The 13,166-nt window shown below is 61.5% G+C and carries 3 protein-coding genes; 1 reads left to right on the forward strand and 2 read right to left on the reverse strand.

The window, feature by feature from the left end; genetic code table 11:
- Positions 1 to 17: 17 nt before the first annotated feature.
- Positions 18 to 11,024 carry a hemagglutinin repeat-containing protein gene (locus NU688_RS29980; RefSeq protein ID WP_257864479.1) on the forward strand — a complete coding sequence of 3,669 codons (11,007 nt, stop codon included), beginning with the start codon at positions 18 to 20 and terminating at the stop codon, positions 11,022 to 11,024.
- 69 nt (positions 11,025 to 11,093) lie between these two features.
- On the opposite strand, the gene NU688_RS29985 is transcribed toward NU688_RS29980, so the two are convergent.
- Complete coding sequence (locus NU688_RS29985) at positions 11,094 to 12,284, reverse strand: TniQ family protein (RefSeq protein WP_257864480.1); 1,191 nt, start codon at positions 12,282 to 12,284, stop codon at positions 11,094 to 11,096.
- 3 nt (positions 12,285 to 12,287) lie between these two features.
- A complete protein-coding gene (locus tag NU688_RS29990) occupies positions 12,288 to 13,166 on the reverse strand; it encodes a TniB family NTP-binding protein (RefSeq protein ID WP_257864482.1) in 879 nt (292 codons plus the stop codon).

Consider the following 13,166-nt stretch of genomic DNA (forward strand, 5'->3'; position numbering starts at 1 on the left):
CTGCAGGGAGAAAAGCAATGAACAAGCATCTTCACCGCATCATCTTCAACGCCGCGCGGGGCATGCGCATGGTGGTCCAGGAGACAGCGACCAGCATCGGCAAGGGAGCGGCCAAGGCGACGGTTTCTGCCGCGGTGGGAACTGTCGCGTTGCTTGGTCCGATGTTCGTTGGCGCCGGCCTGACCGGCGTACTGACTGCAAGCCCGGCGCGTGCACAGATCGTGCCGAGCCCGATGGCACCCAGTAATCTGCGCCCGAACGTGCTCGTGGCACCCAACGGCGTGCCGCTCGTCAACATCCGGACACCTTCGGCAGGCGGCGTCAGCCGCAACGTCTACAACCAGTTCGACGTGATGCGCAACGGCGCCATCCTGAACAACAGCCGGGGCAATGTGCAGACCCAACTCGGCGGCTGGGTGCAGGGCAATCCATGGCTTGCCAACGGGCCGGCGCGAATCATCCTCAACGAAATCAACGGCGGGAATCCGAGCCAGTTGCGGGGTTATGTCGAAGTCGGCGGTCAACGTGCGGAGGTGATCATTGCCAACCCCGCCGGCATCAGCGTGGACGGTGGCGGCTTCATCAACGCGAGCCGCGCCACGCTGACCACGGGTACACCGCAGCTCAACGCCTTCGGCGGCCTGGAGAGCTTCCTTGTGCGCGGCGGTACCGTCGCCATCAACGGTGCGGGCCTCGACGCCAGCAAGACCGACTATGCGGCCATCCTGGCACGCGCGGTGGAGGCCAACGCCGGCATCTGGGCCAGCGAACTGAAGGTGGTGACCGGCGCCAACCAGGTGTCGGCCGACCACAGCCAGATCGCACCGACTGCCGGCACCGGCGCCGCACCCACCTTCGCCCTGGACGTCGCCGCGCTCGGCGGCATGTATGCCGGCAAGATCGTGCTTGTCGGGACTGAGGCTGGTCTTGGTGCGCGCAACGCGGGCACCATCCAGGCCGTGCCCGGTGCAGCGTCCGGCAACAACCTGGCGGGTGCAGGTCAATTGGTTGTGACCCATGCCGGCCGGCTGGAGAACACTGGATCTATCCAGGCCACTGCCGATGCGAACCTCGCGGCACCCAGCTTCGCCAATAGCGGTCGTGTTGTCAGTGGCGGGAACCTCAAGATCGCCACGCAGGACAACCTGACCAATTCTCTTCATGGCGCGGGCGGCACGCTCGAGGGCGGACGGCTGGAGTTGAGCAGCGCAGCCGGCGACATCGACAACCGAGCGGGACTGATCCGCCAGACCAGTTCCACCGGACTCGCGTTGAGCGCAGCAACCCTCAGCAACACAAGCAATGGCGTTATCGGCCTTGAGCCTGTTTCGCAGGGGGCAACGCAACCCAATGGCGAGGGAAGCGGCACGGGTACCCCGGGTACGCCTGGAACCAGCACGCCCCCCGCGGAAAGCGGCACCGGGTCCACCAGCACCATAGCCCCTGCCCCATATACCCCACCGTCGCCGGGCGCCGTCACCGCGGCAGGCGCAATCCGAAACGACAACGGTGGCCGCATCTATGCCGGCGGTCCGATCTCGCTGCAGAGCGCGAACATCAACAACAACGGCGGGACCATGGGCCTCGCCAGCATGACGGTCAATCAGCCCACCTTCGACAACCATGGCGGCACGCTGAACATCAGCAATGGTTTCAACGCCCATGTCGATCGCTTCGACAACACCGGAGGCAAGCTGAATGCAGGCAGTCTGAACATTGCGAGCAGCGGGGATCTGATCAACGTCGATGGCACGCTTGCCAGCGCTGCCGATGTCCACCTCTCTATCGGCGGCAAGGCTGACAACACGCAAGGAACCGTCTCGGCAGTCGGCACGCTCGCCGCCAACGTAACCGGCGCCACGACCAACGATGCCGGGACGCTCATTGCCAACCAAGGGCTTACGCTTCAGACCGCATCGCTGGACAACAGCAAGGGAAGCATCCAGTCAGTACAGGCCGGTGTGCGGCTTGCTGTAGCCAACCAACTGGCCAACGGTGGCGGCGGTGTCATCGGTGCAGCCACGGATCTCAACGTTCAGGCCGGTTCGCTCGTCAACGCTGGCAGCTTGCGCGGCGCGAACGACGTGAACATCGCCGTCAGTGACGTGGTGGGCAATGAGGGCACCATCACCGCCGGCCGCCATGCGGCGATCGCAGCCCGCAGTCTGCAAAGCAACAGTGCCGGCGTGCTCGGGGCGGGCATCCAGGCCGATGGCAGTCTCGGAGGTATCGGTGATTTGCACATTACGACCACCGGCGCATTGATTGCCCAGGGGAACAATCTCGCGGGCGGCAATGTCACGCTGCAAGGTGCGAACGTTGACCTCGCTGGCAGTCAGACCAGCGCGGCCAACATAGCGATCACGGCCACCCAAGACGATGTGACGACGAGCAAAGCCGTGGTCGTCACGCCGGGAATTCTGAACATCGCGGCCAATGCGCAATCGGAGCAGACGCTGGTCAACGATGCCGGAAAGCTGAATGCGGCTCAATGGAGTCTGAACATCTCGAATCTTGCCAACACAAATGGCGCAGAGATCATTCAGACCGGCACCGGCACTACAACCGTTGCGATCTCAGGCACCCTCGACAACAGCGGTGGCACTCTGGCCAGTAATGGCAGGCTTGCCCTCGCCGCCGCGAGCCTAAGCAACAAGGGCGGGACCATCCGAACCGCCCCAGGAACAGACCTGGCGATCACCGTGACAGGTCTTCTGGACAACAGCAGCAAGGGTGAGATCGGTGCTGGCGGCAACGCCACGGTGCAAGCGGCCAGCCTCGACAACGACACCGGGCGTATCGTGGCCGTGGGCGATGTGTCGAGCACCACGAGCGGCGCAACCAGCAATCAAGGCGGTTCGATTGCCGCGAACGGCAATACGACCCTGACTGCCGGAAACCTGAACAACACCGGGGGTACGGTTTCAGCGCTGAGCAACTTAGCGACGACCGTTCAGGGGGCGCTAGACAACGCAGCGGGCACGCTCGTCGCCAACCAGGCGTTAGAGGTCGATGCAGGTTTGTTGACCAACGGCAAGGGCTCGATCCAGTCGCTTCAAGCCTCCACCCGCTTGGATGTGACCGGTGGGCTGACCAACGAACAGGGCGCCATCGGTGCCGCAGCCGACCTGAGCATTCAGGCCGACCAACTGACCAACAGCGGCAGCCTGCATGGTGGCAACGACACCTCGGTGACTGTGACTGAGCGGTTGACCAATGACGGCAGTATCACGGCGGGCCGAAATACCGGCATCACAGCCGGCAGCGTGCAAAGCGGGGGGAGCAGTGTGCTGGGGGCCGGCATCCAGAGCGACGGCAATGTCGGCGTGGTGGGTGACTTGAGCGTCAGCGCCAGTGGCGCGCTGTTGGCGCAGGGGACGAATCTCGCAGCCGGCCAAGCCACGCTGCAAGGCGCGAACGTCGACCTCACGGGCAGTCAGACCAGCGCGGCGAACATCGCGATCACAGCCACGCAGAGCAGCGTTATCACCAGCACGGCCAAGGTGGTCACGCCGGGCACCTTGAGCGTCACGGCGAATGCCCAGACCGGCCAGACCTTGGTAAACGATGCGGGTCAACTTAGCGCCGGGCAACTGAACTTACGAGTCTCGAACATCGCCAACACCCATGGTGGGGAGATCGTGCAGGTCGGCGACGGTGCGACGACCATCGCAGTCTCCGGTATGTTGAACAACGACGGTGGACGCATCGCCAGCAACGGCCAGGACCTGAGCTTGAGCGCCGCCACATTGACCAACACCAGCGGCAAGATCGAACATGCCGGCAGCGGCACGCTCAGCATCGCGGGCGGCGACTACAGCGGCGTCGATGGCCAGATCACAACCAACAAAATGCTGACGGTCGCCATGGAAGGCGCCTTCAGGCAGGACGGCGGAACGACCGGCGCCGAGCAGATTGCCATCGATGCCGGCTCGTTGAGCAATCGCGGCGGCCAGATCGTCCAGACCGGTGCCGACGCGATGCGCATCACGGTCGCCGACGCTTTGGATAACACCCTCGGGACCATCGCGAGCAACGGCAAGACAATCATCGCGGCCGACAGCCTGACCAACCGCGGCGGCACGATCCGCGCGGCCGGAACATCGGACCTGGACGTTGCCGTGACCGGTGCGCTGGACAACAGCCAGATCAAGGACGGAGACAAGGACAAAGGAGGCGAGATCGGCGCGGGCGGAAATGCCGTCATCTCGGCGGGAAGCCTGAACAACACTTTTGGCGGCATCACTGCCGCCGGCGATCTCGTGGCCACCATCGGCGGTGCCGCGATAAACGTCGGCGGCACATTGGCGGCGAATGGCAACACCACGGTTATTGCAGGGACGCTGGACAACAGCAACCTGGGCGTCGTCGCTGCCGTCAACGGTGACCTGACTGTCACGACCACGGGCACGACGACGAACAACGGGGGCACATTGCAGGCAGGCGGCAAAACCGCGCTCGCCAACAACGGCCTGAACAATGTCGGCGGCAAGATTTTTGGCGACAGCCTGTCCGTCGACACGCGTGGCAACACGCTGGACAACAGCGCCAAAGGCACTCTGGCCGCGACCACCACCGTTGCAGTCAACTCCGGGGTCTTGAACAACGACGCCGGGCTGATCCAGTCGGGCGGGGCGATGACCATCGACACCCACGGCCAGGCGCTCGTCAACACCAACGCGGCGGGCTACAGGACAGATCCCGAAGATCCGATGGGCGGCATTAGCAGCAGCGATGCGCTCACCATCGACGCTGGTGTGGTGAACAACAAGGCTGGATTCATCGGTGCGGCAGGCGCACTGACAGCCAGCACCAAGGAGTTCTCCAACACCGGTGGCGGCACGGTGCTTGGCCGATCGACGGTCGCGATCGACACGGCCGGCGCGGCCTACGACAACGGCGGGGGCCAGACGTTGGCCGCGGGCGATCTGAGCATCGACGCCGGCAGCATCAACAATGCCGATGGCCTGATCCGGTCTTCGGCGACGACCTCGCTGAATGCCCGCACGCTCGTCAATGCCGACACGCTCATCGCCAATCGGGGGATCGAAGGAAAGAACGTCGTGATTGGCGCTGACGACTTGAACAACGCCAAGGGGGGCATTCGCGCGGACCAGAACGTCACGATCACCAGCGGCGGCAACGTCAGGAACGACCAGGGATTGATTTCCGCAATGGACACACTGGCCATCAAGGACCCGAACGCGGGCAACCCTGGTGCCAAGACGCTCTCGATCACGAACACCAACGGGACCCTGGTGGGCGGCACGGCCGCCGTACGAGATGCCGATGGCAAGGTGCAGACAGCGGGCTTCGGCGGCGTGTGGCTCGACGCCAGGAGCTTCGTCAATGACGGCAAGCTGGTATCGGCCAACGATCTGGGCGTGGCGCTCGTGGGCGACACAACCAACAGATCCGAAGTCGCGGCCAACGGCAATCTCAGCTACACCACCACGGGCACGTTCGTCAACGACGGCAAACTTCTCGCGGGGCAGACGCTCACGGTCGGCGGCAACGAGGTGTTCAACAACGCCAACGCGGAGATGTCCGGGGCGAACACGATCGTCAATGCCGCGTCGAAGCTGGAGAACCGCGGCCTGATCGACAGCGTGGGGCAGACGCAGATCAATGCGGGCGCCACGAGCGACGCGGACGGGACCCTCACGGGAACCGGTACCGTCCGAAACATCGGAACAGGGCGCATCTATGGCGATCGGATCTCGATTGTCGCGGGCTCCCTCGACAACGACGCCGAAACCGTCAACGGTGAGACCAAGGCCGGGACCATTGCAGCGCGCAAGCGACTGGACATCGGCGCGCAGACGGTCAACAACCGCGAACACGCCATGATCTTCAGCGGCGATACCCTATTCGTTGGCGGCGCACTGGACAGCAAGCGCGAGGCTACGGGTCGTGCCACGGAAATCGTCAACGCCAGTGCCAGCATCGAATCGCTCGGCGACATGTCTTTGGCAGCGAGCCGTGTTCGCAATCTCGATGCGCACATTCGCACAGAGGAAGTCACCGGAGCTCCGGAGCATCGCGTTGAACACGCGCCAAAGGGAGAAACCGATCGTCTGAGTGGTGGCAGCTTTACACCAAAGCCAAAAGACGCTTACTACACCACGATTGACGGTCAGAGGATCGTGGCAAAAAACTGGTACATCTGGGAATACGATCGGACCAAAACCACAACCGAGATCGTCCCTGGCAGCGCGGATCCTGGACGAATCGTCGCTGGTGGCAACCTGACGTTCAAGGGCGATGAGCTGCGCAACGAAAGCAGCAAGATCGTCATTGGAGGTGCCTTGACGGGCGATGTTGGCGCTCTGCGCAACATCGGCATCGACGGCGTGGAGAGAACTCGTGATGTTGGCAAAGTCACCTACTCGTACACGAAAAAGGGGGGGCGAAAGTACGGGTTCTTCGGACCAAGGAAGGACATACGCGTCAACGACACAACCGACTACGACGTCCAGCAGCCCGACCGCACATTCACGCTGGACGAATTCGTCTTCAAGGAGCATGCCAACGAGGCGTCCGACAAGAGGCCCGGCGCCGCACGCGCGGTGAGCGTCAGTGCGCAAGCTGGGGCAGCGGGCGAAGTCGATGGAGCCAATCGCAACGGCGCCATCGTCGAAGTGCCGTCGGCTATCGGTGCCGTCGAAAAATCGGCCGGCGATACGGTCAATGCGATGACCGGCGAGGCCGCCAAGTCGAACACCGACCCGGTCAACGGAACGGCCACCGCGTTGAACGTCAATGGGGTGGAGACGAATGGCGGTACCACCGGGCCGAAGGGCACCGGCGGTGCGAGCGCGCCTCCGATGGTCGTGCGCACGAGCCTGCCGAATCTGACGGTGCCCACCGCCAGCCTGTTCGGCGTTCGAAGTGCCGGAGGAGGCTATCTCGTCGAGACAGATCCGCGCTTTGCCAACTACCGAAACTGGCTCAGCAGCGACTATCTGCTCAACAGCCTCGGTACCGACCCGAACAACACGCTCAAGCGCCTAGGCGACGGCTTCTACGAGCAGAAGCTCATTCGCGAGCAGGTCGCGCAACTCACAGGCTACCGTTATCTCGATGGATTCCAGAGCGACGAAGATCAATACGCCGCCCTGATGGACTCGGGCGCGGCCTTCGCCAAGCAATACGGATTGCGCCCTGGCGTGGCACTCAGCGCAGCACAGATGGCGCAGCTCACCAGCGACATTGTCTGGCTGGTGGAACAGACCGTCACCCTGCCAGATGGCACCTCGCAGAAGGTGCTCGCGCCGCAGGTGTATGTGCGCGTGCGCCCTGGCGACATCAACGGCAGTGGCGCCTTGATCAGCGCCGGCGCCACGTTGATCAAAAGTCGCGGGGACGTGACCAACACCGGCACGATCGCCGGGCGCAACATCGTCGCGATCCACGCAGACAACATTGACAACCTCGGCGGCCGCATCGACGGCAGCAGCGTCCGCCTCGATGCAGCCAGGGACCTGAACAATATCGGCGGCAGCATCACCGCCCGCGATTCAGCGGTGCTCCAAGCTGGACGCGACATCAATATTCAGACCACCACGACTACACAGGCCGGTGTACAGGGCATACGCACCGGCATCGACCGGGTGGCGGGTGTCTACGTGACCAATCCCGGTGGCCTGCTGGTGGCCAGCGCCGGCAACGATCTCAATGTGGTCGGCGCCATCCTGGTCAACGCCGGCAAGGACGGAAACACCGTGCTGGCCGCCGAGCGCAACGTGAAGCTCGGCACGGTGACGACGGCCAGCAGCGACAGGACTGTCTGGGATCCAAAGAACTTCCGCTCCGAAAACCTGAGCGCTGAAGTCGGCAGCCAGGTCCAAACGGCAGGTGCGGTGCAGATTTCTGCCGGCAACGACATCCGGCTTCGGGCGGCCAGTGTGGACGCGAAAGGTGCGGTGGTCGCGACAGCCGGGCGTGATGTAGCTATCGAAGACGGAAAGAGCACGCTGAGCCTGGACGAAGCGCACCAGTACACCACCAAGGGCTTCCTGTTCAAAGAGAAGATCGCGACGCGCGACCAGGTCGACAGGACCGACAGCGTCGCCAGCAACGTCGGTGGCTCCACTGTCAGCGTAGCCGGTGGCAATGACATCCGGGTGGTTGGCAGCAACGTCGTGTCTGACAACGGCACGACCCTTGTTGCGAAGAACAACCTCAGCATCGAGGCCGCGATCAACGAAGGCAGCGAGCGTCACGACCGCCAGGAAAAGCGATCCGGCCTTCTCGGGACCGGTGGCATTGGGTTCATGATCGGGACACAGCAACAGGCCCAGGACGGACGAACGCAAACCACCACGGCTGCGCGTAGCACGGTAGGCAGCGTCAACGGCAACACGACCCTGGTGGCGGGCAACCAATACGTCCAGACTGGCAGCGATGTCATGTCCCCACAGGGGGATGTGACCATTGCCGCGAAGAACATTCGCATTCAGGAGGCGCGGGAGACCAGTCGCACTGACACCGAGCAGCGCCAGCGAACCTCCGGGCTGACGGTGGCACTCTCCAACCCGATCCTCGATGCTGCGCAAAGCGCCGTCCAGACCGTGACGACCATGGGCGAGACCTCCAATGCGCGCATGCAAGCCCTGGGCGCGGCCACCATTGCCCTGCAGACCAGGGAGCTCGCCAAATCGATCGCTGCCAATCCCTCGCAGGCCACAGGCATCAACATCTCCATCAGTCTTGGCACTAGCAAGAGCCAGAGCAACAGCTCGGAGGTCACGGACACCAGCGTCGGCAGCAAGGTCGTTGGCAACAACGTGACCCTGCTGGCCACTGGCGGCGGCAAGGACAGCAACATCTCCGTGCAAGGCAGCGACATCACGGCCGCACGCAACGCCACGCTTGTGGCGGACAACGAGGTCAATATCCTCGCGGCCAAAAACGACGCCGAGCGGCACAGCAAGAACAGCAGCAGCTCCGCCAGTGTGGGGGTGAGCGTCGGCACCAGCGGCTTGATGTTCAACGCGGGAGCCAGTGGCGGCAAGGGCAAGTCCGACGGCTCCGACACCAGCTACACCAACAGCCATGTGAAGGCGGGCGATACGGTGAACATCGTCTCGGGGGGCGACACCAACATCCGCGGCGGGGTGGTCGAAGCGAATCGCGTGAACGCCGACATTGGCGGCAACCTCCTCATCGAAAGCCTGCAGGACACCAGCAAGTCCGATAGCAAACAGCAAAGCGCGGGAGGCTCCATCAGCATTGGTGCCGGCGTGTGGAGCGCCAACGTGAACCTGAGCAACGCGAAGGCGAAGGGCGACCATGCGAGCGTGACAGAGCAGTCGGGCATCAAGGCCGGCGATGGCGGTTTCGATGTCGACGTGAAGGGGCACACAGAGCTCAAGGGCGGCGTCATCGAAAGCACGCAAGCGGCGATCAATGCGGGCCGCAACCGCTTCGACACGGCCAGCCTCGCAATCAGCGACATCGAGAACCGCGACAACTACAAGGCCAGCGGCTACACCGTTGGCATTGGCTATACCTCGCAGACCAAGGACGCGAACGGCAACACGGTTCCTGCGCGAACCGGCGGCAGCGCCGGGTCCGGCAAGGAGTCCGGGAGCCAGGACAGCGTGACCAAAGCGGGTATTTCGGGCATTGCGGGTGACCAGAGCGTGCGCACCGGCGTCGACAGCACCAATGCCTTGGTAAAGACCTGGAACACCGACAGTCTGGTAAAGGATGTGGCAGCGCAGGCGCGGATTACCCAGGGCTTCGGGCAGGTGGCGAGCAAGGCCATTGGAGACTATGCCAATGCCAGGGCCGAGGCGCTACGGCGCGAAGGGAAGATTGAAGAAGCCAAGATGTGGGACGAGGGGGGCACCTACCGCGTGCTGGCCCATGCTGTGGTGGGCGGACTGACCGGCGATGTACAGGGGGCGGCTGGGGCAGCGTTTGCTGCTGCTGCTGCGCCAACCATCAACGAACTGACCAAGGATCTGCCAGATGGCGTCAAAGGGGCTGTCGGCGCGGGGATCGCAGCGGGGTTAGGTATCGCCGTTGGCGGAACTGCCGGCGGCGTTGCCGCCTACAACTCCGACACGAACAATCGGCAACTTCATTCGGAGGAAGGTAGATTAATTCGCGAAAACGCAAGAGACTATGCAGTAAAGAGGGGGTTTTGCAAGAATATCAATGAATGCACTCAAGCGGACATTGAGCTCGCCCAATCAGAATTGACAATTCAAGCTTTGAAAAATGTAGACATCAGCTTTAAAGATGTTGAGAACAATGCTGATGCCGATGCGTTTTTAAAGGAAGTTGCTGCGAAAAATGGACCCAATATTCCATCGTTGTGCCCTCAGCCCCCAACAGCCCTTTGTGGTTCTGGGCAGTCATACTTTGAGGCGACCGATTTCGGTTCAGCCTTAGATGGGAGCAAGTACCGTGACTCAACAATTAATCTGATGGACTTCAGGTCAAACGCAGATTTGTATGCAAATGCCCAAAGAATATACGACTTAGAGCACATTTACCCGCTGCCAATTTGGAGCATGGTGGAGAATGCTCGGATTATTGCAAACATCCGCGGGGCGAATGAGCGTTTTGATCAAATGATGGCGCCTTGGGAGATTTTCAATGGCATATTTGGCGGGCTGGGTCCTCGGGCTCCTAAAACGATAACACCGCGCTTACTGGAAGGACTGAAGGCGCCAATAACTCCAACATACGGAAGATCCGCCTTTAATATATCAGGGTGGCAGATTAATGAAATACTTGGCTGGAGCAGAAGCGGAAGTGCCCTTAAAAGCGACCCCGTCCATAGAGCGGCCAGTTATCTCTCGCGTGAGCAATTAGCCCAAGGCACCTCCTTTACGATGCGCGGCGGCGATGGGTCTTGGCGTTCATTTTTCCAGGTGCCTGGACAAATGAATGGGAAAAACGGAATATTTGAATTTGTCCTCGATCCTTTAAAAGGGGTAACGCATCAGAGATTTGTCAACGGCGGGAGGATTACTGGATTGCCCAATCAAAGGGTTCCCCCCCCGTGAAATGCCAGAATGGAGACATCCTACGACTGCAGGGCATCGAGGTGAGTCAAATCAGCCCATCACTTGTTGTCACGGGCTACATTCAGATTTAAGTGAGTCGATGACCATAGCCACCCTAGGACTGTGGTTCGTCCTCATGTTGAGCAGGTAGCAGAGGTCTCTGTGTCGGGTCTTTCCTTCAACGCGAACAAGATAGTGAAAGGCATTCACGATTTCCTGCTCGCTCGGAACGTACATCGATCGATCCAAACGCATATGAACAGGTTCCCACAGCCAAAAAGGCGTCATGACCTGACCCTTGAGGCTGAAGTGAAGGAGACGATTGCTTGAGACATTCGCCTCGCTGGCAATGTTCAGAAATCGACTCGGCCAATCGGCCAGCAACCATCCGGAGGCCGCAAGCAGCCTGCATCGTGCTTCGCTCCGCTGCACGTCGGCGCCACCGTAGCGCTTTCTCGGCACCTCGCCCAATGGAAAGCCTTGCAACTCCAGGCATCTACGGAAGTCAGCCGACCAAGCCGGTGCATCGAGGAACGCCCAGAGCATACGCAACCCCTCGAAAAATAGCAGCGAATGAATCACGCGACCCGCTATGTTGATCCAGCCTCGTCGCAAGGTATCCAACAGCAGCACTTGAAAATCAAGCGCATCGATGTCCAAAATTTCGCACGAGGCCGCCGCTCCCGCGAGATCCGCGCGGCAATAGCTACACCAACGAGCTGAGGATTCAGGCTGCGGCGTAAAGATGCCGACATCACCACGATGCATCACCAACGGCGCGTTGCACTCAGGGCAATGATCTATCAACAGCCTGCCATGAAAAGGGCAAGCGACTTGCAACGCCAACCGCCATGATCGTCTGAAGTAAGGTGCGGCATCATCGCGCAAGCACTCAGCGCACGCCTGTAATCCATGCCGAGTTCGCTCCCCGCCTCTGTCCAAAACCGGCATGACCCACCGCCGCACCCCACGCGTTGATATCTCGTCCCAGAGGTAGCCGGCGTAGGCGCCAAGGGTGGATGCCTTAACTCGCTGCAACGACGTCTTGGTCGCTTGAGCCAGCAACGTCAAAGCTTGCACGTCATGCCCGCGATCCAGCTTCTGATCGCCTCCGCGAAGGAAGTTGCATTCACCGCGGAAGATCCTGAACCCCAAACTGTGCGACTTTTCGCCGTTGGCGTGAGCGAGTCGAACAAACCATGACGACAACAGCTCGTCAGGCAACGGAGGAAATCGCACGGGCAGAACACGTGCGGTCACGAATTAGCCCGCGTACCGGTGCCGACGGCTTGGGTGAACCCATCCAAGTCGCTTGAGATTCGCCTCCTTCAGCGCGTTCAAGGTCACGCTCTCCGCGCCACTCCTGATCGCATCGATGGCCAGCTTCTGCAGCAGCTCACTCATGTACCCGATGATGCCGTTACTTTCGTCGAGGATGCGCTGAGCGGATGATTCGGCTGCAAGGTTGGAAGGAAGCCGCAGGCCGAGCGTCTTTTCCATCGTGGCGAGGAGCTTCTGGAAGTCCTCGCCCATCTTCCATTTTGGCAGGAACACTGGCTCGAATCGATTTGCCACCTGAGGATCGGATTGCAGCAGGTTCAACGTCTCCGGCACCGCTGCGACGACGATCGGGATTTGTAGTTCATTGCCGAGGAACTTCAAAGCGTTGAGCAGCTTTCGCTGCTTCATCGGTGTGCCCGCCTGAAAGAAGCCGAACTCATCGATCAGCACCATGCGCGTGTTCAACGCCTTGAGGATAACGCTGACTCGCCGCAGCTTGCTTTCCGCCGGCTCGCGCTCCGATCCAGGCGCATACAGCTCCGTGAGCATGCGGTTGTAGAGGCGCCCCTCGTCGGGCTCTGGCGGCGCCTGAAAGAGAAAAACAGGCCGTTCAATTTTGTCGTCGTTGACGCTGTATCCCGGCGCAAGCGTTGGGTCATGCCGACGCGCAAAATTGTTCAAGAGCATTGACTTGCCATTGTTCGACTCACCGATGACGGCGAGGTTAGGCATCCGGTGCATGCGGGGGTGGTTGAACAACTCCTCCATTTGCTGTCGAAGCGCAACCGCACGCCCATAGCCGATCCACAGCGGCTGCTTCAACGCTTGAATGCGAAGTTCGGGATCGTTGCTCGAATCCAT

This window comes from Variovorax sp. ZS18.2.2 (genome assembly GCF_024701975.1).
GTDB lineage: Bacteria > Pseudomonadota > Gammaproteobacteria > Burkholderiales > Burkholderiaceae_C > Variovorax.

Bases quoted from the DNA above. Each gene is read 5' to 3' on its own strand.
- NU688_RS29980 (WP_257864479.1), top strand. From the start codon at position 18: ATGAACAAGCATCTTCACCGCATCATCTTCAACGCCGCGCGGGGCATG.
- NU688_RS29990 (WP_257864482.1), bottom strand. From the start codon at position 13,166: ATGGATTCGAGCAACGATCCCGAACTTCGCATTCAAGCGTTGAAGCAG.